This window comes from Massilia sp. HP4 (assembly GCF_005222695.1).
Taxonomy (GTDB): domain Bacteria; phylum Pseudomonadota; class Gammaproteobacteria; order Burkholderiales; family Burkholderiaceae_D; genus Telluria.
The window spans coordinates 75,788-96,937 of record NZ_STGG01000051.1 but is presented as its reverse complement, the minus strand read 5'-3'; the positions used below and the strand labels follow the sequence as shown (position 1 = coordinate 96,937).

General features: G+C 67.1%; 23 protein-coding genes. 10 read left to right on the top strand and 13 right to left on the bottom strand.

Going from position 1 to position 21,150, the window contains the following annotated elements:
• Window positions 1–8: 8 nt before the first annotated feature.
• From E8M83_RS19755 to E8M83_RS19740, 4 genes are all read right to left on the bottom strand, one after another.
• Window positions 9–599 carry a hypothetical protein gene (locus E8M83_RS19755; protein WP_137175058.1) on the bottom strand — a complete coding sequence of 197 codons (591 nt, stop codon included), beginning with the start codon at window positions 597–599 and terminating at the stop codon, window positions 9–11.
• 159 nt (window positions 600–758) lie between these two features.
• Window positions 759–1,178 carry a VanZ family protein gene (locus E8M83_RS19750; RefSeq protein WP_137175057.1) on the bottom strand — a complete coding sequence of 140 codons (420 nt, stop codon included), beginning with the start codon at window positions 1,176–1,178 and terminating at the stop codon, window positions 759–761.
• A 102-nt stretch (window positions 1,179–1,280) separates the two neighbouring features.
• Window positions 1,281–1,583 carry a hypothetical protein gene (locus E8M83_RS19745; protein ID WP_137175056.1) on the bottom strand — a complete coding sequence of 101 codons (303 nt, stop codon included), beginning with the start codon at window positions 1,581–1,583 and terminating at the stop codon, window positions 1,281–1,283.
• A gap of 582 nt (window positions 1,584–2,165) precedes the next feature.
• A complete protein-coding gene (locus tag E8M83_RS19740) occupies window positions 2,166–2,933 on the bottom strand; it encodes an SDR family NAD(P)-dependent oxidoreductase (RefSeq protein WP_137175055.1) in 768 nt (255 codons plus the stop codon).
• Between the two features lie 122 nt (window positions 2,934–3,055).
• On the opposite strand from E8M83_RS19740, the gene E8M83_RS19735 reads away from it, so the two are divergent.
• The 5 genes from E8M83_RS19735 to E8M83_RS19715 are packed head-to-tail and all read left to right on the top strand — an operon-like array spanning window position 3,056 to window position 7,484.
• Entirely contained in the window at window positions 3,056–4,441 is a 1,386-nt protein-coding gene (locus E8M83_RS19735) for an alpha/beta fold hydrolase (RefSeq protein WP_137175054.1), read from the top strand.
• A gap of 10 nt (window positions 4,442–4,451) precedes the next feature.
• Window positions 4,452–5,186, top strand: a complete 735-nt coding sequence (locus E8M83_RS19730; RefSeq protein ID WP_137175053.1) for an ATP-binding cassette domain-containing protein — start codon at window positions 4,452–4,454, stop codon at window positions 5,184–5,186.
• The gene (locus E8M83_RS19725; RefSeq protein WP_137175052.1) at window positions 5,183–6,361 is read left to right on the top strand and encodes an ABC transporter permease; all 1,179 of its coding nucleotides are present in this window, start codon (window positions 5,183–5,185) and stop codon (window positions 6,359–6,361) included. Before E8M83_RS19730 ends, E8M83_RS19725 begins: the two co-directional genes overlap by 4 nt.
• Window positions 6,361–6,870 (top strand): RNA polymerase sigma factor, encoded by a 510-nt coding sequence (locus E8M83_RS19720; protein ID WP_137175051.1) that lies wholly within the window; start codon window positions 6,361–6,363, stop codon window positions 6,868–6,870. The genes E8M83_RS19725 and E8M83_RS19720 overlap by 1 nt, the downstream gene beginning before the upstream one ends.
• Window positions 6,867–7,484 (top strand): hypothetical protein, encoded by a 618-nt coding sequence (locus E8M83_RS19715; RefSeq protein ID WP_137175050.1) that lies wholly within the window; start codon window positions 6,867–6,869, stop codon window positions 7,482–7,484. The genes E8M83_RS19720 and E8M83_RS19715 overlap by 4 nt, the downstream gene beginning before the upstream one ends.
• On the opposite strand, the gene E8M83_RS19710 is transcribed toward E8M83_RS19715, so the two are convergent.
• From E8M83_RS19710 to E8M83_RS19700, 3 genes are read right to left on the bottom strand one after another with little or no spacing between them, the layout of a single operon-like run.
• Complete coding sequence (locus tag E8M83_RS19710) at window positions 7,474–7,986, bottom strand: TPM domain-containing protein (RefSeq protein WP_137175049.1); 513 nt, start codon at window positions 7,984–7,986, stop codon at window positions 7,474–7,476. The two genes, E8M83_RS19715 and E8M83_RS19710, sit on opposite strands and share 11 nt — an antisense overlap.
• A complete protein-coding gene (locus E8M83_RS19705; RefSeq protein ID WP_137175048.1) occupies window positions 7,986–8,813 on the bottom strand; it encodes a YgcG family protein in 828 nt (275 codons plus the stop codon). The genes E8M83_RS19710 and E8M83_RS19705 overlap by 1 nt, the downstream gene beginning before the upstream one ends.
• A 5-nt stretch (window positions 8,814–8,818) precedes the next feature.
• Complete coding sequence (locus E8M83_RS19700) at window positions 8,819–9,430, bottom strand: LemA family protein (RefSeq protein ID WP_137175047.1); 612 nt, start codon at window positions 9,428–9,430, stop codon at window positions 8,819–8,821.
• 161 nt (window positions 9,431–9,591) lie between these two features.
• On the opposite strand from E8M83_RS19700, the gene pyrF reads away from it, so the two are divergent.
• Window positions 9,592–10,416: an orotidine-5'-phosphate decarboxylase gene (pyrF, locus tag E8M83_RS19695; protein ID WP_137175046.1), complete on the top strand. Its 825-nt coding sequence runs from the start codon at window positions 9,592–9,594 to the stop codon at window positions 10,414–10,416.
• Window positions 10,417–10,422: 6 nt separating this feature from the next.
• Here pyrF and sbcB read toward each other — a convergent pair whose 3' ends face one another.
• Window positions 10,423–11,868 (bottom strand): exodeoxyribonuclease I, encoded by a 1,446-nt coding sequence (sbcB, locus tag E8M83_RS19690; RefSeq protein ID WP_137175045.1) that lies wholly within the window; start codon window positions 11,866–11,868, stop codon window positions 10,423–10,425.
• A gap of 99 nt (window positions 11,869–11,967) precedes the next feature.
• Window positions 11,968–12,936: a diguanylate cyclase gene (locus E8M83_RS19685; RefSeq protein WP_137175044.1), complete on the bottom strand. Its 969-nt coding sequence runs from the start codon at window positions 12,934–12,936 to the stop codon at window positions 11,968–11,970.
• Window positions 12,937–13,044: 108 nt separating this feature from the next.
• Here E8M83_RS19685 and E8M83_RS19680 point away from each other — a divergent pair, with 108 nt between their 5' ends.
• Window positions 13,045–13,866, top strand: a complete 822-nt coding sequence (locus E8M83_RS19680; protein WP_137175043.1) for a helical backbone metal receptor — start codon at window positions 13,045–13,047, stop codon at window positions 13,864–13,866.
• Between the two features lie 33 nt (window positions 13,867–13,899).
• Here the strand turns inward: E8M83_RS19680 and E8M83_RS19675 are convergent, their stop codons facing one another.
• Complete coding sequence (locus E8M83_RS19675) at window positions 13,900–14,277, bottom strand: HPF/RaiA family ribosome-associated protein (protein ID WP_137175042.1); 378 nt, start codon at window positions 14,275–14,277, stop codon at window positions 13,900–13,902.
• A gap of 310 nt (window positions 14,278–14,587) precedes the next feature.
• On the opposite strand from E8M83_RS19675, the gene E8M83_RS19670 reads away from it, so the two are divergent.
• The gene (locus tag E8M83_RS19670) at window positions 14,588–16,216 is read left to right on the top strand and encodes a methyl-accepting chemotaxis protein (protein WP_137175041.1); all 1,629 of its coding nucleotides are present in this window, start codon (window positions 14,588–14,590) and stop codon (window positions 16,214–16,216) included.
• 9 nt (window positions 16,217–16,225) lie between these two features.
• Here the strand turns inward: E8M83_RS19670 and E8M83_RS19665 are convergent, their stop codons facing one another.
• Both E8M83_RS19665 and E8M83_RS19660 read right to left on the bottom strand, forming a co-directional pair.
• Window positions 16,226–17,473, bottom strand: coding sequence for an MFS transporter (locus E8M83_RS19665; protein ID WP_137175040.1), 1,248 nt, complete (start codon window positions 17,471–17,473; stop codon window positions 16,226–16,228).
• A gap of 131 nt (window positions 17,474–17,604) precedes the next feature.
• On the bottom strand, window positions 17,605–18,633 hold the full coding sequence (locus E8M83_RS19660; RefSeq protein ID WP_137175039.1) for a CDP-6-deoxy-delta-3,4-glucoseen reductase: 1,029 nt from the start codon (window positions 18,631–18,633) through the stop codon (window positions 17,605–17,607).
• A gap of 169 nt (window positions 18,634–18,802) precedes the next feature.
• Here E8M83_RS19660 and E8M83_RS19655 point away from each other — a divergent pair, with 169 nt between their 5' ends.
• On the top strand, window positions 18,803–19,702 hold the full coding sequence (locus tag E8M83_RS19655; RefSeq protein WP_137175038.1) for an NAD(P)H-binding protein: 900 nt from the start codon (window positions 18,803–18,805) through the stop codon (window positions 19,700–19,702).
• A 159-nt stretch (window positions 19,703–19,861) separates the two neighbouring features.
• Window positions 19,862–20,134: a hypothetical protein gene (locus E8M83_RS19650; RefSeq protein ID WP_137175037.1), complete on the top strand. Its 273-nt coding sequence runs from the start codon at window positions 19,862–19,864 to the stop codon at window positions 20,132–20,134.
• Between the two features lie 58 nt (window positions 20,135–20,192).
• Here E8M83_RS19650 and E8M83_RS19645 read toward each other — a convergent pair whose 3' ends face one another.
• Window positions 20,193–21,056, bottom strand: coding sequence for a glycine-rich domain-containing protein-like (locus tag E8M83_RS19645; RefSeq protein ID WP_137175036.1), 864 nt, complete (start codon window positions 21,054–21,056; stop codon window positions 20,193–20,195).
• Window positions 21,057–21,150 lie beyond the last annotated feature (94 nt).

The following is a 21,150-nucleotide window of genomic DNA, read 5'->3' as shown; positions in this document are numbered from 1 at the left end:
CGGCCCGGCTAACGCTGGATGCCGCCGCTCGTCACATTGATGCGGTCGCCGCTGCGGAAGTCGGGTGTGGTGTTGTGGGTGACGACTTGCGTGCTGCCGTCGTCCATGCGCACCGTGACGCGGTAGGACTGGCCGCCGCCGCCGGAACTGCCGGTGGCGCCGGCCAAGCCGCTGCTGCCCATCGAGGAATCGCCTTCGGTAATGCCGACCGCGCCGGGAAGGATCTCGATGGCCAGCACGGTGCTGTTGGGCGCCGCACTGGCCGCGGCGCCGCCTGCGGCCGAGGCGCTGCCGCCACGGTCGTCCTGCATGCTGGACGTGCCCGAGCCGCTGCTGCCCGAGGCGCCGGAGCTGCCCGAGCTGCCCGAAGTATCGGAGCTGCCCGAGACGCCCGCGCCGTCCTGGATGCTTTCGGTGGTGGTGCCCGAGCTGCCCGAGCTGCCGCTGGCGCCCGCGCCATGGTCGCTCGATCCGGTACTGCCGCTCGCGCCGCTCGCACCCTTGGACGACTCTCCTCCACGCATGGAGGCGCACCCGGAAATGGCCAGCGCGACCGCCAGCAGGCCCGCCATGGCCACGCTCTGGTGTGATTGCTTCATGATCAACTCCTCGTATCCGATGATTGGTGGGGATGTGACGATGCCGCGCGCCACGAGGATAAGAGGCGGGAAGTGCGCCAGCGTTCCAACTGACTTCCTTTGAGGGCGGGTCGGATCAAGCGACGGGGTTCTTTGCGGAACCCGAACAGGGGATGATGGTCAGCGCGGACGCGCCGGCGTTGCCGGCTGCGGCGCCGGCGCGAGCGTGGCCAGTACCGCCAGCACGGTGGAGGCGAAGGTGGCGGCCATGACGTCGACCAGCCAGTCGCGCACGTCGCCCGAGCGGTAGGGAAAGAAGCTCTGCACCCATTCGTCCACGGCGCCCATCAGCGCGATGGCGAGCATCGCCTTCAGGGCGCGCTGCAACGGCGTGCCGGTCGCGCCCAGGAACCATAGCGCGGCCAGGAAGGCGTAGGTCATGCCGTGCAGCACTACTCCGGACGCATAGGCGCCGACCCCGGCGCGCGCACCGGGGATCGAACCGGCTACCAGGATGGCCACCAGCCCGAGCAGGGCAAGGGCATGCAGGGCGCGGCGGACGTTGATGGTGGGCTGGAGCAGGAACGACAGGGCGGGCATCGAGGCAAACGTGGAAGGAGACGCGGGAAGCGTCAACCATACCACGCCGCGCGGCACATTGCCCGCACGCCGATAGTGGCAGAACCTGCCGGGGGCAGCATTTCAGATCGTCAGGGCCGGCGCGCCGTCTGCGTAGTGGGCGTCGAAGCAGCTCGCGCAATCGGCGCAGAACAGGTGGGCCATGCGCACGCTTCCCTGTCGCAGGACCAGCTTGAGGTGGGTTTGCTGGCACTTGGGGCAGACTTCGCGGACGCTGCCGAAGGTAAGCAGGTTGAGCGGCGTGCTGTCGTTGTCGGGACTGTCGACGACGGTGCGCGGGTTCAGTTCGCTGAGGACGAGGTTGCCATCTTCATGATGCCGGCGGCAAGTGTCGGGCGCTGCAGTGGCTGGTACACGTAGGTTCATAGGACGGGCTCCCTTGGACGTTTCGTTGTACGTTGGTCTTCCGAAAGGCGGACCGAATCGGAAGCGCGAACTTCATGATAACCAAATCGACGACAGCTTCAAGCGCTGTGACAATTTTTTTGGTCATAAGTTGTGGCAGGGCAGAAAAAAATGCCCGCCAGTGGCGGGCACAACCCAAGATCGGGCCAAGAGATGCGACAAATCGGTTGGTGTGTAGCGCCCTGGGCGCCGCACACCTGCTGCCATCAGGCATATCGGTTGCGATGTATGGCAGGTGATTTTTAGTATAGGCAGTGTTTGTTACGACGCCGTGACCAAGCGCAAAGGTTTGATGACAAGACGGGCAATGGCAATATCGCCCAGGATTCCGATTATCCGTACGTAGTAATACGTATCTTGTATGTCCACATCCGTTCCGGACAAAAAAAAAGCCCGCTCTTTCGCGGGCTTAAAACTATTTTCTTGGAGGAGAATAGTGGAGACAGGTGTAATTATCGGGGTTGCGTTCAATAGCGTCCAATTGCGAGTTCAGATACCAGACATACGCTAAAGCAATATCTCTCTGAAACGCGACAGCCCCCCTCATTCGCGTACCGGCACCGTGTAGTTCAGCGCCATGCGGCCGCCGTCGGCGTACAGCGTCTGGCCGGTCATGTACGAGGCGTCGTCGCTTGCCAGGAAGGCGGCGATCGATGCGACTTCTTCGGGTTTGCCGCAGCGGCCCAGCGGCGTACGCGACAGGATCGTGTGGCGCGCTTCCGGGCTGCCGAGCACGGCCTGCCTGGCCAGTTCGGTCAGGATCGTGCCCGGACCGATCGCATTGACGCGGATGCCGTACTGGGCCAGGGCGATCGAGGCCACCCGGGTCAGCTGGTTGACGCCGCCTTTAGACACCACGTATGGCACCTGGTTCGGGATGGTCAGCTCGGCGTTGACGCTCGACATATTGATGATGCAGCCTCCGTCGCCGCGTTTCACCATCTCGCGCGCCGCCGCCTGGCTGCACAGGAACATCGATTTCAGGTTGATGCGCAACACGCGGTCGAAGTCGTCTTCTTCCAGGTCGAGGAAATCGGCCGCGTGGGTGACGCCAGCATTGTTGACGAGGATGTCGATGCGGCCGAAGGCGTCGAGGGTGGTCGCGATCATGGCATCGACCTCTTGCTTGATGCCGACGTCGGCGCGGAAGAAACTGGCGGCCTCGCCCAGGCTGGCGGCGGCCTGCTCGCCTTCGGGCTTGACGTCGACGAGCATCACGCGCGCGCCTTCGCGCACCAGGCGCTGGGCGCAGGCCAGGCCGATGCCCTGGTTGGCCCCGGTGACGATGGCTATCTTCTGCTTGAGTTTCATGGCGGGTTTTCGTGGGTGGGCAAAGACCGCCATTCTAACCACTGTGAATAATCTCGCATCCGGTGTAAGTTTTTCCTGCAGGCAGGTACTAAACCGTCATCGCCATTCAAACGAGAATAAAGATGACCCGCAAGAACCTCGCCTTCGCCTGGACCTTGTTCCTGGCAACCTTGCTGTATTCCAGCCTGGCCGCCGCGCTGGAACCCTGCCACCTGCCCAATTTTTCCGAGCGCGTCGAGTGCGGCACGCTCTCGGTGCCGGAAGACCGCGCCAGGCCGGATGGCCGCCGCATCACGATTCACTACGCCCGCATCAAGGCCACCGCCAGGCCGGCCGCGCCGGACCCGCTGCTGGTGCTGGCCGGCGGCCCCGGCCAGGCCGCGATGGACTTCGGCCCGCTCTTGGGCAGCGCCTTCCGCGAGGCGAGGAAGCGCCGCGACATCCTGCTGGTCGACCAGCGCGGCACCGGCCGCTCGGCGCCGCTGCGCTGCGCGCTGCCGGAACAAGCCATCGCGCAGGGCGACAACGCAGCCGCGCTGGCCAGCCTGCGCGCCTGCCTGGCGGAGCTCGACGGCGACCCGCGCCACTACCATACCGGGGCCGCGCTGGCCGATTTCGAGGACGTGCGGCGCGCGCTCGGCTATCGCCGGTTCAGCCTGTGGGGCGGCTCCTATGGCACCCGCACCGCCCTGATGTATGCGCGCCAATATCCGGACAGCGTGCGCAGCATGGTGCTCGATTCGGTGGCGCCGACCAACGCCCGCATCCTGCTCTCGTCGCGCCACAGCCAGGCCGCGCTCGAGCGCCTGCTGGCCGACTGCGCCGCCGACCGCGGCTGCGCCGGGGCATTCCCGAACCTGGCGCGCGAACTCGATGCCGTGCTGGCGCTGCCGGCCGTCGGCCCGCACCGGGGCGAGTCGGTGGCGCAGCTGCTGCGCGGCGCCATGTATACCGGCCAGCATGCCAGCGTGCTGCCGTTCGCGATCCACGCCGCCGCCAACGGCCGGTCGCAGCCCCTGCTCGGCCTGTACGACGCCCTGGCCGGCTGGAGCATGGAAGGGATGACCTTCGGCCAGACGCTATCCGTGCTGTGCGCCGAGGAAGCGCCGTTCATCGAGGCCGCGGCCATGAAGCGGGACGGCGCCGGCAGCCGTTTCGGCGACGCCTATGCCAGGAACTGGCGCGACTGGTGTGCCGTATGGCCGGCCGCGGCCCCGGATGTCGGCCTGGTGCGCGCCGTGGTGTCCGACGCGCCGACCCTGCTGCTGGCGGGCGGCCTCGATCCGGTCACGCCGCCCGAGAACGCGCAGCTGGCCGCTCAGTCCCTGCGCCGCAGCCGGGTACTGGTGGCCGCGGGCGCCGGCCATATCGTCAGCCACGCCGGCTGCGCGCCGCGCCTGATCGCCGCCTTCCTCGAGCATGCCGACCCGGCTGCCGTCGATGGCGCCTGCCTGGCGGCCATCCGCCGTCCCCCATTCGTGCTGGCCAACGGCCAACCCACCCTGTAAGGAGCGCACCATGATCGTCGTGAACAATATCAGCAAGCGCTTCAAGGCCTTGCAAGCCCTGGACCAGGTCAGCTTCACCGCCAGGCCCGGCACGATTACCGCGCTGCTGGGCCCCAACGGCGCCGGCAAGTCGACCTGCCTGCGGATACTGTATGGCCTGCTGGCGCCGGACAGCGGCGCGGTCGCCATCGACGGCATCGACGTGGCGCGCGCACCGCTCGCCGCACGGCGCCGGCTCGGCATCGTCACCGACGAATTCGGGCTCTACGAGCGGCTCACGCCGCGCGACCACCTGCGCTACTTCGGCCGCCTGCACGGCATGCGCGGCGCGATGCTGGAGCGCGCCATCGAGCGCGTGATCGGCGAGGTGGGGCTGGAGGCCGAGGCCGGACGCCCGGCCAAGGGTTTTTCGGCCGGCCAGCGCATCAAGGTGGCGCTGGCGCGCGCATTGCTGCATGATCCTGCCGTGCTGGTGCTCGACGAGCCCACCCGCGGGCTGGATGTGATGAGCACCCGCGCCGTGCGCGAGGCCCTGGCCAGGGCACGCGCACGCGGCGCGGCGGTACTGCTGTCTACCCATGTGATGCAGGAGGCGGCCCAGTTGTGCGACCAGGTGGTGGTGCTGGCGGCGGGCCGGGTGCGCTTTGCCGGCACCACGCCGGCCTTGCTGGCGCAAACGGGTGGGAGCAGCCTGGAACAGGCATTCGTCGACGTGATCGGCAGCGATGAGGGGATAGCAGCATGAGACTTGAAAAATTCGCCGGGAATCTGTGGATCGTGATATCGAAAGAAGTGACGGATGCGCTGCGCGACCGCCGCTCGATGATGGCCGGCCTGCTGTTCGCGCTGCTCGGCCCCTTCGTGCTGGCGGCCGTGCTCAAGGCGATGATCGCATCCGAGCTTGACGCCGGCGTGCGGCCACTGCAGCTGGTAGGCGCGGCGCATGCGCCGGGGCTGGTGCGGCACCTGGAAGCGGCTGGCGTCACGCTGCAAGCGAGCAGCGGCAAGCCCGGGGAGCTGCTCGCGGCGACGCCCGGCGCCGTGGTGCTGGAAGTGCCGGCCCAGGCGCCGCGCCAGCTGGCGCAGGGACGCGAGGCCACGCTGGCCCTGTGGGCCGACATGTCCGACGACGATGCACGGCGCCAGGCCCAGCGCGTGCAGGCGCTGGTGGCCGGCTACGGCGCGCAGCTGTCCGGCCAGCGCCTGCTGGGCGCGGGCGTGACGCCCGGCCATGCCAATGCCTTGCACCTGCAGCTGCGCGACATGGGCGGCCAGGGCGGACGGGCGGCACTGGTGCTGGGCGCCTTGCCGCTGTTCTGGTTGCTCGGCCTGGTCGTCGGCGGTTCGCACGTGGCGCTGGACGCGACCGGCGGCGAACGCGAACGGCGCTCGCTCGAGGCCTTGCTGGCGCAGCCGGTGGCGCCCGGCACGCTGTTCATCGGCAAATGGCTGACCGCCTCGCTGTTCGGCTACGTCAGTTGCGCCGCGGCGCTGCTGCTGTCGGTGAAGGCGCTCGAACGGCTGCCGCTGCACGAAGTGGGTGTGGCTTTCGCGCCCGACGCCGCGCTGCTGGCGCAGATGCTGCTCATCCTGCTGCCGCTGGCGCTGCTGGTGGGCGCCCTGCAATGCGTGGTGGCGCTGCATGCCCGCACCCACAAGGAGGGCCAGATCTACCTGAACCTGCTGCAAATGGCGCCGATGGCGCTGATGATGCACGAGCTCGGGACCGGCTCGCCGACCGCCTCCCACCTGCTGCCGATGTTCAGCCAGCACGCCCACCTGGGCGCGCTGCTCGCCGGCCAGGCCGTGGCGCCCCAGTTGCTGGCCTTGTCGGTCGCCGGTTGCCTGGGCGGCGCCGCGCTGTTGATCGCCTTCGGCAGCCGGCGCCTGGGCAGCGAACGCTTCGTGTTCGGATTGTGATGGCCGGATCGCACGATATCGAGATCAAGCGCGCATTCAAGCGTCTGATGGCCGAGCATGGCGGCATGCTGGTGCGCTTTGCCGCCAGCTTCGAGCGCAATCGCCATGCGCGCGAAGACCTGGTGCAGGACATCATGCTCGCCGTGTGGCAGGCCTTGCCGGCGTTTCGCGGCGAAGCCAGCCTCAAGACCTATGTGATCGGTGTCGCCCACCGGCGCTGCGCCAGCCACGTGATGCGCGCGGTGGCGCAGCCGCAGCACGAGGAACTCGATGACGAGTGGGCCGACGACCAACCGGGGCCGGAAACCCTGGCGCGCCTGAACCAGCAGCAGCAACGGCTGCTGGCGGCGCTGCGCCAGCTCCCGGTCGGGCAACGCCAGCTGGTGCTGCTGGCGCTGGAAGGGATGCGCTATGAAGAGATCGCGGAACTGCTCGGCATCTCGGTCAATAATGTCGGCGTGCGCCTGAATCGCGCCAAGGCCGCGCTCAAGGAAAGGCTGGAGGAATGATGGACGATGCGGATGAATGGGCGAAGCTGCAGGACGCCTGGGGCGGCGACGCATCGGCGTCTCCTTCGGCCGCCGCGCCGCTGCCGGACGTGACGGCGATGATCGCGCGCGCGCGGCGCGAGCGATGGCTGATCGTATGGACGATCGCCGGCGAGTGGGCGCTGGCGCTGGTGGGCCTGGCGCTGCTGGCCCGCGACTGGTCGCGGGCCACGGCCAGCGGCGCCATGTTGCTGTGGTGGGTGTACTTCCTGCTGTTCATGGTGGTGGTGATGATCGGCTTCACCTGGACCCGCGTTGCAGCCTTGCGCGAGCCGCAAGGAGCAAGCCTGCGCGACTGGTTGCAGCTGCGGCGCCAGCGCGCCCGGCTCAGCCTGCGCTTGGTGAAATGGACGCGCTGGTCGACCATCCCCATGCTGCCGGCGCCATTTTTCGTGGCGGTCAATGCCCGCAGCGAGTGGGCGGCCACCTGGGGCGTCGTCTTCGTGGTCCTGATGCTGGCCGGCGGCCTGGTGTGGGCCAGCCGCAAGGCGGCGCGCATGAAGGCCGAAATCGCCGAAGTCGATGCCCTGGCGCGCGAATGGCTCGATGGCCAGGACGGGACGACTACAGCATGAGCGGCTGGTCTGGCAGCTCGTTGGGCCGCTCGCCGCTGGACGGGAAGTGCTGGCGCAGCAGCTCGTTGACCTGCCCGACGGCGGCCAGCGTGGCGTCGTGGAAGCGCCCCTGCCTGAAGCCCTCGGACATGGTGCGGCACACCGCCTGCCAGGTGGCGGCGTCGATCTTGCGGTCGATGCCGCGGTCGGCCACGATGTCGATCTTGTGCTCGGCCAGGTTGACGTAGATCAGCACCCCGCAATTGTCTTCGGTGTCCCACACGCCGTAGTCGGCGAACAGGGCGATCGCGCGCTGGCGGTTGGTGACGCCTTCCCAGGCTGCCTCGAGGGGCAGGGCCTTTTCGACGATCAGGCGTACCTCGCCGCGGTGGGTGCGCTCGCCCAGGTCGATCGCCTCGGCGATCGCGTCCAGGGTGGTGTCGGGGAAGGCCTGCTTCGCCTCGCTGGCGCTGCTCTTCCAGTGGCGCCAGGCGCGGCGCAGCTTGTGTGTCATCGATCCCATTACCAGTCTCCCGAGGCGCCGCCGCCGTCGAAGCTGCCGCCGCCGCCCGAAAAGCCGCCGCCGCCGAATCCGCCGCCGCCACTACCGAAACCGCCGCCGCCGCCACGGCTCATATTGCCGATGATGTTGCCGAGGACGAAGCCGGTGGTGGCGCTGCCCCAGTGCGACTGCCCGCGACGGGTGCCGATCGTGCGCCCGCGCGGCCGGAACATCGAGCGCAGCATCGAGGCGCCGATGATGACGAGGAAGATCGCCCACAGCGGGAAACCGCCGCCGTCGGCTGCCGCCTGGCGCTGCTGCTGCGCCGGCGGCGGGGCAGGGAAGGCTTCCTGGTTGAGCAGGGTGGCGATGGCGCCGACGCCGGCGACCAGGCCTTCGTAATAGTGCTCTTGCCTGAAGTGCGGCGCGATCACGTCCTGCAGGATGCGCTTGGATTGGGCGTCGGTCAGTACTCCCTGCACGCCGCGGCCGGCCTCGATGCGCAGGCGCCGCAACGCACTGGGGTTATCGCGCGCGACCACGAGCAGCACGCCGTCGTCGACGCCCTTGCGGCCGAGCTGCCAGGCATCGGTGACGCGGATGCTGTACTGCTCGATGGCCTCGGGCTCGGTCGACTTTACCAGCAGCACGGCGATCTGGCTGCCGGTCTTGGCTTCGTAGTCGGCCAGCACCGCCTCGAGGCGCTGGCGCTGGGCCGCGTCCAGCATGCCCGCCTGGTCGGTGACGCGGGTGGCCAACTTCGGCACCGGCTGCAACTGCGCGAAGGCCGGCGCACCGGCAACCAGCGCGAGCAGCAGGATGCAGAGGAAACGCGAGAGCGCTGCCATCCGGCTTACTTGCCGAAGTCGACCGTTGGCGCGGTCGAAATGGCTTTCTCGTTCTCGACGGTGAACGAGGGCTTGGTGTCATACCCGAACACCATCGCGGTCAGGTTCTTGGGGAACTGACGTACGGTCACGTTGTAATCCTGGACCGAGGCGATATAGCGCTGGCGCGCCACCGTGATGCGGTTTTCCGTGCCTTCGAGCTGCGACTGCAGGTCGCGAAAACTCGTGTCGGCCTTCAGGTCGGGGTATTTTTCGGAGACCATCATCAGGCGCGACAGGGCGCCCGACAGCTCGCCCTGCACCTGTTGGAATTTCTGGAAGGCCTCGGGGTTGTTCAGCACCTCGGGCGTGATCTGGAAACTGGTGGCCTGGGCGCGGGCGCGGGTCACCGCTTCGAGCGTTGCGCTCTCATGCGAGGCATAGCCCTTGACGGTATTGACCAGGTTGGGGATCAGGTCGGCGCGGCGCTGGTACTGGTTCACCACTTCGCTCCATGCGGCCTTGGTGGCCTCGTCCTTGGTCTGGAAGTCGTTGTAGCCGCAGCCGGACAGCAGTGCGCCGGCCAGCACGGCGCCGCCAACGAAACGGGTCAAGCGAAGGAGTCGGGAGTTGGTCATGATGATGTTTGTCTGTACAAGTTGTCGAATGATCAAAATATACCTGAAACACGGGGCGTTTGGCGTCCCGGATCGGCTCCAGATCGGGGCCAACTACCGGCTTCAACCCGCCGGCGGGTACAATAATGGGTTTGCAATTACAAAGATACAAGGGGCTAGAGGTGAATTTCATCAACAAACTTTCCGCCGCATGGACCCGTAACGATTCGCTGCTATGCGTAGGCCTCGACCCGGACATGGCGCGCTTGCCGGCCCATTTGCAGGGCCAGCCGGACGCCATCGTCCAGTTCTGCAAGGCCATCATCGACGCGACCGCCGACCTGGCCTGCGCCTTCAAGCCGCAGATCGCCTATTTCGCGGCGCTCGGCGCGGAAAACCAGCTCGAGGAAATCTGCCGCTACCTGCGCGAGACCTACCCGCACATTCCGCTGGTGCTGGATGCCAAGCGCGGCGACATCGGCGCCACCGCCCACCAGTATGCGCGCGAAGCCTACGAGCGCTATGGCGCCGACGCGGTGACCGTCAGCCCGTATATGGGGTTCGATTCGGTCGAGCCGTATATGGAGTGGCCGGACCGTGGCGTGATCGTGCTGTGCCGCACCTCGAATGCGGGCGGCTCCGACCTGCAGTTCCTGGACGTGGCGGGGCGCCCGCTGTACCAGCACGTGGCCCAGCTGGTCGCCGAAAAATGGAACCGCAACGGCCAGTGCGCGCTGGTGGTGGGCGCGACTTTCCCGGACGAGATCGCGCAGGTGCGCAAGCTGGTGGGCGATATGCCCTTGCTGATTCCAGGCGTCGGCGCCCAGGGCGGCGATGTCGAGGCGACCGTCAAGGCCGGCCGCACGGCCAATGGCGGCGGCATGATGATCAATTCGTCGCGCGCGATCCTGTATGCGACGCCGCAGGATGGTGAGGATTTCGCGGCGGCAGCGCGGCGCGTGGCGCGTGAGACGCGTGACGCAATTAACATCCACCGCCAGGTGTAAGCAGGTTCAATGCCGGTCGGGCGCGATCGATTCGGCGTAATCGTACAAGGCCCCAAGAATCTCTTCGGCGCGTTCGTCCGCTGTCTCTGACAGCGCATCGATCTCGGTAAACAACTGGTCCACCGTGCGCGCCCCATGCGCGCCTTCGAACAACCGCGCCGCCCGGTGCGCCTCCCACAGCTGCATCTCATCTTCGGACAAGGTATGCGGGAAGTTGCGCGCGCGGTAGCGCAACAGCAGCTCATTGAGCCGCTCGTCCTCGAAGCTCACGCGCCGCGCCAATGCCTCGGGTTTCTGCATGCGCAGCGATTCCAGCTGGCGGCGGTCGTCGCGGCTGACGAAGCCGCCGTACAGGTCTTCGTCCACGTCCACCGCTTCGCCGGTACCGGGTTTGTCCAGCACCCGGGCCCAGATCGCTTTCATGTCGGGCCCGGCGGCCGCCAGCGCCGCGTGCGCGCGGCCCCGTTCCAGGTCGATGTCCCAGCGCGTGGCCAGCTCGGGCCGCAGGGTCTTGAGGTTCCCGACCAGCATCGGCGATTTGTTCAGGTGCACGCTCTTGATCGGCAGCCGCGTCACGCCCTCGGGCAAGTCGCCGATGCGGGTAAACATGCGGGTGCGGATGGTGTCGGCGTCGAGCGCGAACAGTTCGGACGGGTCATGGCGGCAATCCCAGACCAGGATCTCGTTCTTGTTGGTCGGGTGCTGGGCCAGCGGATACACCAGGCCCAGGCAGCCGTATTCGACCGGGAACATGCCCGACACATGCAGGAAGGGCTGGCGCTGGCTTGGCTCCAGGTGCAGGCCGATCTCGGTCGCGACCCGGTCCTTGCGGCGCAGTTCGAGGCAGAAGTCGAACAGGCGCGGCTGCTTGGCGCGGATCAGGCGCGCCAGCGCGATCGTGGCGCGCACGTCGGACAGCGCATCGTGGGCCGCCTCGTGCGCCAGGCCGTTGGCCGCGCTCAGGTGTTCCAGCTTGAAGCTCGGCTTGCCGTCTTCGCGGGTCGGCCATTCGATGCCTTCCGGGCGCAGCGCGTATACCATGCGCACCACGTCGAGCAGGTCCCAGCGGCCGCAGTTGTGCTGCCATTCGCGCGCATACGGGTCGATCAGGTTGCGCCAGAACAGGAAGCGGGTGACTTCATCGTCGAAGCGGATCGTGTTGTAGCCGACCCCGATCGTGCCCGGCTCGCTGAAGGCGGCCTCGATCTGGCGCGCGAACTCGTGCTCGGGCACGCCGTGCTCGAGGCAGTGCTGCGGCGTGATGCCGGTGATCAGGCAGGATTGCGGGTCGGGCAAGAAGTCGTTGGCCGGCTGGCAGTACAGCATGATCGGCTCGCCGATCTCGTTGAGGTCGGCGTCGGTGCGGATCGCGGCGAACTGGGCCGGGCGGTCGCGGCGCGGGACGGCGCCGAAGGTTTCATAGTCGTGCCAGAGGAAGGTATGCGTGCTCATGTGTTGTTCTTGTGTGGGCTGCAATCACAGCGTCAACCAGCATGGTGGCACATCCGCGCGGATCAGTCACGGTCAGCAGTACGCATGAGCGGCAAGACTTCAGGCGCAGACGCGATCCCGCCCGGCTTCCTTGGCCCGGTACAGCGCGGCATCGGCTGCCGCCATCAGGCTGCGCTCGTCGTCGCCCGCCATCAGGCTGGCCACGCCGAACGAGCCGGTCAGGTGCGGCAGCGGCAGGCGCATGTCGGGGAACACGACGGCCAGGCGCAGGCGCCGGCACAGGCGCTCGGCCACCATCGCCGCCAGCTCGGGCGGGGTGTCGGGCAGCACGGCCAGCATTTCCTCGCCGCCATAGCGCACCGCGAAATCGGACGGGCGCAGCGCGCCGCGGATCACGCCGGCGGCGGCGGCCAGCGCGGCGTCGCCGGCCATGTGGCCGTGGGTGTCATTGAAGCGCTTGAAGTGATCCAGGTCGATCATCACCAGCGACAGCGGGCTGCCGTCGGTCGCCGCGCGCGCGGCCAGCTTGGGCAGCATCTCGTTGAGCCAGGCGCGGTTGTACAGTCCCGTGAGCGGATCGTTGAGCGACAGCTGGCGGTAGAATTCGCCCAGCTTGCGGCGCCGGCGCAGCAGCGCATTGGCGGCGCGGATGCGGAACGACAGCAGGCGCAGCAGGTTACGGGCCAGCACATTGGAGCGCTCGATCAGGGTCCATACCAGCTCGGGTTCGATCACCAGCAATTCGGTGTCCTCGAGCGCCGTCATCGCCGCCAGGTTGGCGGCGTCGTCCAGCACCGCCTGTTCGCCCGCGCTCTCGCCCGGCAGGATGCGGCTGGTGCCTTCGCTGGCGTCTTCGCCGGCATGGGCGTCGGACGCGATCTCGAGCTGGCCCGCGAGCACGATGTACAGGCGGGCCTGGCCGCCGTCGTCGATGCGCTCGCCGCTGGCCAGGCGCACCACGGCGCATCCGGCCACCAGCGCGGCGATGGCGGGGTCGGTCTCGTCGCGAAACAGCTGCAGGTCGCGGATGGTCGTGCGGGAAGCACCGAAGGTGCCGATCTGTTCCAATGTGTCCTCGAGGGGGCGTAACGATGAGTCTTAATCGGCGAAATGATAGCCTATCGCAGGCGCGCTGCGTGTTCGGCGAAACTTAAACAACAATGGTGAAATCGCGGTATGAGCTCTTCTGACAATTCCTTCGTCGACGCCCTGGGCCAGGCGCACGGGTACGCGCCCGGCGCCCGCATCGTCTCGCTGGTGCCATCGATCACCGAGCTGCTGTGTGCGCTGGGCCTGGCGCCGCAGCTGGTCGGCCGCACCGGTTTCTGCATCCATCCGAAACAGATCGTGGCGGGCATTCCCAAGGTGGGCGGCACCAAGGACGTCAACCTGGACAAGATCCGCAAGCTGGCGCCGACCCACGTCGTGGTCAATATCGACGAGAACGAGAAGCCGACCTACGAGGCACTGGCGCAGTGCGTGCCGCACGTGGTGGTCACCCATCCGCTGGTCCCGCACGACAACCTGGCGCTGGCGCGGCTGATGGGCGGGATCTTCGGCGTGCAGGCGGCGGCCGAGGCCTGGTGCGCCGACTTCGAGGCAGAACTGGCGCGGCTGCGCGCCATGCCGGCGGGCCCGCCGCGCACGGTCTTGTACTGCATCTGGCAAGACCCGTGGATGGGTGTGTCGAAGGACACGTATATTGCCGCCATGCTGGCCGAACTGGGCTGGCGCGTGCCCGACCTGGGATTGGCGCGCTATCCGCGTTTCGACTGGTCGGAAAGGTTGGTGGACGGGCTCGATGCGGTGCTGCTGTCGACGGAACCCTATCGCTTCACCGAGGCACACGCGGACGCGCTGGAAAAGCAGCTCGGCATTCCCGTGCTGCTGGTCGATGGCGAGATGATGTCGTGGTATGGCAGCCGCGCGCTGGCGGGCTTGCGCTATCTGCGCGAATTGAGGGCGATGCTGGAAGGAAGCCCGCACGGGGCGGGCTGATGGCAGGCCCGGACCGGGCCTGCCGGAGACGCCTTACATATCCGTCAGGTGCTTGTCGGCGGTAGGGTCCTCGGTGTGCGTGATCGAGGCGGCGCGCTGCTTGTCATGCAGGCGGCCCAGTGCACTGTCGAGGGCGCGCGCGAGCTTGCCGCCGGCATTGTTGATGGCCTGGTGCAGGTCGTTCGCATGCTCGTGGATGACGATCGGCGCGATGCCCGTCAGGCGTGCTTCGAGCATGCACGAATTGCCGCCGTCCGCTTTTTTCTCTTTGTTCTCGTTACTCAAGTGCACGTCAACGCGGTTGACGTGATCGCCGAAGCGACCGATGGAGGAGCGCACGACGGTTTCCACGTGCTCGTCCAGGCCTTGATGCTTGTTGATGGTGTTATCGGTATTTACATTGATCTGCATGGATGGCTCCTGTAGTCGTTACGGCTTCATCTTACACCTATCGCGATTTTCGACGCGCCCGCTCGAATGATCGTTTTGATAATGTCGGGAATGTATCGATGTTGCCGATTTTCCACATGGCAAGAATTCATTCGCTTTGTAGGAGAGCTCCTACTAAAATTGGAAAATGTGTTCAATTCTATCGAATTGTTGCACGTGTCAGTCCCGGATTAACTTTTGTCCAGATTCAAAGCGGTAGAAAAATACGAAAAAAGCGCAATTACGTCAGGTGACTCGACTGGGCGCTTGTCAAAAACAAATGGGAAACAAGATGAACTTCATGCAACTTAAAATCGGTCAGCGCCTCGCGCTCGCCTTCGGTCTCGTGCTGGTACTGCTGGCCGTGGTCCTGGGTACCGGCGTCCAGAAACTGAGCGCGATGAACGACCTGCTGGTCAAGGTAGTCGAAGTGAATAACGCGCGTATCGAAGCCGCCGGCACCATGCGCGATAACCTGCGCCGCATTTCGATCGCGGTGCGCGATATCACGATCATTTCCGATGACGCCCTGATGCAGGAGCAATCGGCTGCGATCGTCAAGGCGCGCGAAGCCTACGATGCCGCTGCGGGCGTGTTGGGTGCGTCGATCATTACCGAAGAAGGCAAGGCCCAGCTTGCCGCTACCGCTGCCGCATCGGCCAAGGTGCTGCCGCTGGTCGCCCGTGCCGAGTCGCTGGCGCGCCAGAACGATATCGAGGCCGGGCGCGAATTCCTGCGCACTGAGTTCGTGCCCGCCATGCGTGGCTGGACCATGTCGATCGACGAAATCATCGTCCTGCAAACCACGCGCAACGCCGAAGACCAGGCGCGCGGCCAGGAGGCGTATCGCGATGCGCGGACGCTGATGTTCAGCGTGGGCGCCGTCGCCCTGCTGGCGGCTGTCGTCGTCGCATGGCGCATCACCCGTTCGATCACCATCCCGCTGAACCAGGCGGTCGAGGTCGCGCGCACCGTCGCCGCCGGTGACCTTAGCAGCGATATCGAGGTCACGTCGACCGACGAGACCGGCCAGCTGCTGGGCGCCCTGAAAGAAATGAACAGCAACCTGCGCGACATCGTGAGCCAGGTGCGCACCGGCACCGAGACCATCGCCACCGCGTCGGACGAGATCGCGTCGGGCAACCTCGACCTGTCGGCGCGTACCGAGCAGCAGGCCAGCTCGCTGGAGGAGACCGCCTCGTCGATGGAAGAACTGACCTCGACCGTCAAGCAGAATGCCGAACACGCTCGCCAGGCCAACGGCCTGGCGCGCTCGGCGTCCGACGTCGCGACCCGTGGCGGCGCCGTGGTGTCGGACGTGGTCGAGACGATGGGCGCCATCCATGCGTCGGCCAGCAAGATCGTCGACATCATCTCGGTGATCGACGGCATCGCCTTCCAGACCAACATCCTGGCGTTGAACGCGGCGGTCGAAGCGGCGCGCGCCGGCGAACAGGGCCGAGGATTCGCGGTCGTGGCGTCCGAGGTACGCAACCTGGCCCAGCGCTCGGCCAGCGCGGCCAAGGAAATCAAGACCCTGATCGACGACTCGGTGTCCAAGGTCGACGAAGGCAGCCGCCTGGTGAGCCAGGCCGGCAGCACCATGAGCGAGATCGTGGTGAGCGTCAAGCGCGTCACCGACATCATGGGCGAGATCTCGACCGCCAGCCACGAGCAGGAAAACGGCATCGAGCAGATCAACCAGGCGGTCAGCGAGATGGATGCGGTGACCCAGCAGAATGCGGCCCTGGTCGAAGAAGCGGCGGCCGCCGCCCAGTCGCTGAAGGAACAGTCGGCGCGCCTGGCCGAAACGGTCAGCGTGTTCAACCTGGGGAGCAGCCAGCGCCAGGCCGGCGCGGCCCGCCACGGTGCGGCAGGTTCGGCCGCGGTATCGAGCCAGCGCGCGCTGGCCGTCGCGTAAAGTCCGGCCTTAGCTCCCGCGCTCCTTGTCGTGGTGCGGGAAGCGGTCCATCTTCGACAGCACCGGGAACAGCACCGCCCACAGCCCGGTGACCACCAGCGTGGCCACGCCGCCCAGCAGGATGGCGCGGGTCAGGCCCAGCCAGCCGGCGGTGACGCCGGATTCGAACTCCCCCAGCTCGTTCGAGGCGCCGATGAACACCGAGTTCACGGCGCTGACCCGCCCGCGGATCTCGTCCGGCGTTTCGTATTGCACCAGCAGGTGGCGGATGTAGACGCTGACCATGTCGCCCACGCCCAGCAGGAACAGGGCGACGATGGCGACCGGGAAGCTGTCGGTCAGGCCGAGCAGGATCACGCACACGCCGTACAGCGCGACGCCGCCGAACATCCAGGCGCCGACCCGGCGCGTGATCGGGAACATCGCCAGCGTGATCGAGCACAGGGCGGCGCCGACGCCGGGCGCTGTGCGCAGGAAACCGAGGCCGGTCGGCCCGGCTCCCAGCACATCGTGCGCATAGGCCGGCAGCAGGGCGGTGGCGCCGCCGAACAGCACTGCGAACAAATCCAGCGAGATCGCGCCCAGCACGATCGGGCGCGAGCGCACGAAGCGCAGGCCCTCGAGCAAGGTATGCCAGCTGACCGGCGCCTTGTTGATGACCTGCCCGATGCTGCGCGTGTTCGACATCAGGAGCACCGCCAGCGCCAGCAGGCTGGCCGAGGTCATGTGCACGACCTGCGCGCCGAACACATACAGCAGGCCGCCGACGATCGGCCCCGCGATCATCGCCACGTGCATGGTCGACGAGCCGAGCGCCACCGCCTGGCTGAATTCGCGGTCGGACACGAGGTTCTTGAGCACGGCCTGCGAGGCCGGCATCATGAAGGCACGCGCGCTCCCGAACACCACCAGGATCGCGAACACCGGCCAGATCACCGTGCTGCCGCTGGCGGTGAAGGCGATCAGGAGCGCGCTGCACAGCAGCTGGACCGCCATGCAGGCCATGACGATCAGGCGCCGGTTGTAGCGGTCGGCCACGTGGCCGGCCCAGAGAATGAACAGCAGGAACGGCGCGAACTGCGCCAGGCCGATCAGGCCGAGGTCGAACAGGCTGCCGGTGATCTGGTACACCTGCCAGCCGATCGCCACGCTTTGCATCTGGACCGCGAAGGTCGCGAGTAAGCGGGCGGCCAGGTAGAGGGCGAGATTGCGGTTGCGCAGGACGCCGAGGCGGCCGGAAGGAGAGATAAGAGACATTGCGTAGGGTCGGCGGCTACGCCGCCGACGCGGTGATTGTTATCGGTTTCTTTATCGTGCGGGATGATCTCGCAGCCAACCATCGACGCGTCGGCGGGGGACCCGGCTGCGCGCCCCGGCCGACCCTACGGTCAATTCGATGCCAGGTCGGCCTCGGTGGTGAACGAATCGGCAAAGAACTCGTCTTCCGGCAGGCCACACAGCACGGTGTAGTCGCGGCGCGCCGAATCGACCATGACGGGGGCGCCGCAGGCGTACACCTGGTGGCCCGAGAGGTCGATGATGTCCTGCATCACGGCGGCGTGCACGAAGCCGGTGCGGCCCGTCCAGTCATCTTCTGGCAGCGCGTCCGAGATCACCGGCACATAGGTGAAATCGGGCAGCGTGGTTTCCCAGGCGCGGCACAAGTCGTCCATATACAGGTCTTGCGGGCGGCGGCCGCCCCAGTACAGGCGCACGGGGCGTTCGGACTTCAGGTGCATCAGGTGTTCGACCAGGGCCTTGACCGGGGCGAAGCCGGTGCCCGAGGCCAGCAGCACGATCGGCTTGCTCGACTCTTCGCGCAGGAAGAACGTGCCGAGCGGGCCTTCGAAGCGCAGGATGTCGCGCTCCTTCATGGCGCCGAACACGTGGTCGGTGAACAGGCCGCCCGCCAGGTGGCGGATATGCAGCTCGAGCGGTCCCTCGATCGATGGCGCATTGGCGATCGAGTAGGCGCGGCGCTTGCCGTCCTTGAGCAAAAATTCGATGTACTGGCCGGCGCGATAGGCCAGCAGCTCGTTGGCCGGCAGCTGCAGGTTGATGATCGCGACGTCGGGCGCGGCGCGCCGGATGGCGGCGATCCGGGTCGGCATCTTGCGCAGCGGGTAGTCCGAGCTGCCGCCGACTTCGCGCGCCTCGATCACCAGGTCGGCGCTGGGCACGGCGCAGCAGAACAACGACATGCCGGCGGTCTTCTCGATGTCGGACAGGGCGCGCTGCTGGTGCGGCTTGTGCTCGACCGCGCCGTCCACGACCTTGCCCTTGCAGGAGCCGCAGGCGCCGTTCTTGCAGCCATAGGGCAGGCCGATGCCGGCGCGGATCGCCGCGGAGAGGACGGTTTCATCGGCCTCGCAGGTGAACTGGCTGCCGCTGGGCTGGACGGTAATCTGGAAGGTCATGCGAAGTCGGTGGTTGGGCGCGCGAGCGCAAGTGGTTGATCCGATGGTGATTTTCTATAGCCGGGCGCTATTCTACACCGGCCCCGGTTTTGCCGGGCGGGGCAGGGCGCAGCAGCGTGCCTGGCCCTATGCTACAGTGCCGCGGTCGCCCTCCACCGCCCTCGATCCCATGCCTGAACGCCCCGCCTTCGCCCGTCCCCGCCTGCTGATCGTCGGCTGCGGCGATGTCGGCATGCGCCTGTTGCCGCTGCTCGCCGCCAGGTTCCGGGTGTTCGCCCTGACCAGCCAGCCGGAGCGGCGCGCCGAACTGCGCGCGCTGGGCGCGATGCCGGTGGTGGCCGACCTCGACCGGCCGGCAAGCCTGGAGCGCTTGCGGCACCTGGCGCCGTGGGTGCTGCACCTGGCGCCGCCGCAGGCGGATGGCGACCACGATCGGCGCACGCGCCACCTGGTGGCGGCGCTGGGCGCGGTCGCGCGCATGGTCTATGTGAGCACGAGCGGCGTGTACGGCGATTGCGGCGGCGCGTTGGTGTCCGAACAGCGGCCGGTGGCGCCGCGCAATGCGCGGGCGCGGCGGCGCGTGGATGCCGAACGCGTGCTGCGCGCCTGGGCCGTGGCCAACGGCACGGCCTTGTCGATCCTGCGGGTGCCGGGCATCTATGCCGACGACCGCCTGCCGCTGCGCCGGCTGGAGCAGGGCACGCCGGCCTTGCGCGCGCAAGACGACGTCTACACCAGCCACGTGCATGCCGACGACCTGGCGCGCATCGTGCTGGCGGCGCTGTGGCGCGGGCGGCCGGGGCGGGTGGTGCATGCGGTGGACGGCACGCGCATGAAGATGGCCGATTATTTCGATGCGGTGGCCGACGCCTTCGGCCTGGCCCGCCCGCCGCGCCTGGCGCGCGCCGACCTGGAAGGTGCGGTGTCGCCGATGCTGCTGTCCTTCATGTCGGAGTCGAGGCAACTGGACGACACGCGCCTCAAGCGCGAGTTGCGGGTGCGCCTGCGCCATCCCGACGTCGCGACGACGCTGGCGCGCCTTCGGCCGGCACCGGCGACGCGCCCATGAGGCGCGGGAATGGAATAGTAAGCATTATTTATCGACTATCTGTATAATTTCGCGTCCCGCGAAAGTTGCCATATAAATACTGATGGTTTGCCTCTTTTAGCTAATTTTTCGCGGTATAGCGTGTCAAATAGCAAATAAATAATAAATACTGAAAGAGCCATGCCGATCCGCCGCCTTCCACCCGGCGCCGAGTACGATCCGAACCGGGTCCTCGACGCCATCATTTCCCGCCTGCGCCTGAAGAACGATGCCGCCCTGTCGCGGCTGCTCGAAGTGGCGCCGCCCGTGATCAGCAAGATCCGTCACGCTACGCTGCCGATCGGCGCCACCTTGCTGATCCGTATGCACGAAGAGAGCGATTTCAGCATCGGCGAATTGCGTGCGCTGATGGTCAGGGAGGGCAGCGTCGCCGCGACCGCGGACGCCGGATAAGACTGCAGCCTGCATGGCGGCGAGGGCCGCCATGCAGGCTGCAGGGACCGGCTCAATTTCAGGCGGCTTGCGCGGCCTTGCCCGGGGCTGCGCACCAGGCGGTGTCGCCAGCCTGGGCGAGTTGCTTGCCCGGTGCTGCGCACCACGCAGTGTCACTGGCCTGGGCAGCCTGCTTGCTCGGGGCTGCGCACCATGCGGTGTCATTGGCCTGGGCGGCCTGCTTGCTTGGCGCCGCGCACCACGCGGTGTCGCCGGCCTGGGCGGCTTGCTTGCTTGGCGCCGCGCACCACGCGGTGTCGCTGGCCTGGGTGGCCTGCTTGCTCGGGGCTGCGCACCACGCGGTGTCGCCGGCCTGGGCGGCCTGCTTGCCTGGCGCCGCGCACCACGCGGTGTCGCTGGCCTGGGCGGCCTGCTTGCTTGGCGCCGCGCACCACGCGGTATCGCTGGCCTGGGCGGCCTGCTTGCCTGGCGCCGCGCACCAGGCGCTGTCGCTGGCCTGGGCGGCCTGCTTGCCTGGCGCCGCGCACCAGGCGGCATCGTCCTTGATGACGACGCCGAATTCGGATTCGTAGATTTCACGCATGCGCTCGCCGGCGCGGTCACGTTCGCCTTCATCGGCGCCCGCGCCCATGCCGACATAGGGGTAGTGATGCAGGAAGAAGCCGAAAGTGGTTTCGCAGTCGCGCGCGTACTTCATCGTGTCGAGGATGTGGTAGTGCCAGAAGGTGTCGACATCCACCGTCGGCGACGCGCCGTCGTCGGGGTATTTCTTCATCAGGAACAGGAAGCGACGGTATTCGGCTTCCACCGCGTTGGCGCGCCGCTCGGACCAGCCTTCGCCCGATTCGACGTGCATCAGTTTCATTTTGATCGGTGTCAGGTCAAGGGCTTCGAACACTGAGAATTCGGTATTGGTCGACATGGTATTCACCTCGTTAAATAGTAGTGGCGCTGCGGAATCCCTGTTGGCGTGGCAGAGGACGCTTGTGGTAAGGCTTGCGTCATTGCCTCCTGGT

Bases quoted from the DNA above. Each gene is read 5' to 3' on its own strand.
- E8M83_RS19755 (WP_137175058.1), bottom strand. From the start codon at position 599: ATGAAGCAATCACACCAGAGCGTGGCCATGGCGGGCCTGCTGGCGGTC.
- E8M83_RS19750 (WP_137175057.1), bottom strand. From the start codon at position 1,178: ATGCCCGCCCTGTCGTTCCTGCTCCAGCCCACCATCAACGTCCGCCGC.
- E8M83_RS19745 (WP_137175056.1), bottom strand. From the start codon at position 1,583: ATGAACCTACGTGTACCAGCCACTGCAGCGCCCGACACTTGCCGCCGG.
- E8M83_RS19740 (WP_137175055.1), bottom strand. From the start codon at position 2,933: ATGAAACTCAAGCAGAAGATAGCCATCGTCACCGGGGCCAACCAGGGC.
- E8M83_RS19735 (WP_137175054.1), top strand. From the start codon at position 3,056: ATGACCCGCAAGAACCTCGCCTTCGCCTGGACCTTGTTCCTGGCAACC.
- E8M83_RS19730 (WP_137175053.1), top strand. From the start codon at position 4,452: ATGATCGTCGTGAACAATATCAGCAAGCGCTTCAAGGCCTTGCAAGCC.
- E8M83_RS19725 (WP_137175052.1), top strand. From the start codon at position 5,183: ATGAGACTTGAAAAATTCGCCGGGAATCTGTGGATCGTGATATCGAAA.
- E8M83_RS19720 (WP_137175051.1), top strand. From the start codon at position 6,361: ATGGCCGGATCGCACGATATCGAGATCAAGCGCGCATTCAAGCGTCTG.
- E8M83_RS19715 (WP_137175050.1), top strand. From the start codon at position 6,867: ATGATGGACGATGCGGATGAATGGGCGAAGCTGCAGGACGCCTGGGGC.
- E8M83_RS19710 (WP_137175049.1), bottom strand. From the start codon at position 7,986: ATGGGATCGATGACACACAAGCTGCGCCGCGCCTGGCGCCACTGGAAG.
- E8M83_RS19705 (WP_137175048.1), bottom strand. From the start codon at position 8,813: ATGGCAGCGCTCTCGCGTTTCCTCTGCATCCTGCTGCTCGCGCTGGTT.
- E8M83_RS19700 (WP_137175047.1), bottom strand. From the start codon at position 9,430: ATGACCAACTCCCGACTCCTTCGCTTGACCCGTTTCGTTGGCGGCGCC.
- sbcB (WP_137175045.1), bottom strand. From the start codon at position 11,868: ATGAGCACGCATACCTTCCTCTGGCACGACTATGAAACCTTCGGCGCC.
- E8M83_RS19680 (WP_137175043.1), top strand. From the start codon at position 13,045: ATGAGCTCTTCTGACAATTCCTTCGTCGACGCCCTGGGCCAGGCGCAC.
- E8M83_RS19675 (WP_137175042.1), bottom strand. From the start codon at position 14,277: ATGCAGATCAATGTAAATACCGATAACACCATCAACAAGCATCAAGGC.
- E8M83_RS19670 (WP_137175041.1), top strand. From the start codon at position 14,588: ATGAACTTCATGCAACTTAAAATCGGTCAGCGCCTCGCGCTCGCCTTC.
- E8M83_RS19665 (WP_137175040.1), bottom strand. From the start codon at position 17,473: ATGTCTCTTATCTCTCCTTCCGGCCGCCTCGGCGTCCTGCGCAACCGC.
- E8M83_RS19660 (WP_137175039.1), bottom strand. From the start codon at position 18,633: ATGACCTTCCAGATTACCGTCCAGCCCAGCGGCAGCCAGTTCACCTGC.
- E8M83_RS19655 (WP_137175038.1), top strand. From the start codon at position 18,803: ATGCCTGAACGCCCCGCCTTCGCCCGTCCCCGCCTGCTGATCGTCGGC.
- E8M83_RS19650 (WP_137175037.1), top strand. From the start codon at position 19,862: ATGCCGATCCGCCGCCTTCCACCCGGCGCCGAGTACGATCCGAACCGG.
- E8M83_RS19645 (WP_137175036.1), bottom strand. From the start codon at position 21,056: ATGTCGACCAATACCGAATTCTCAGTGTTCGAAGCCCTTGACCTGACA.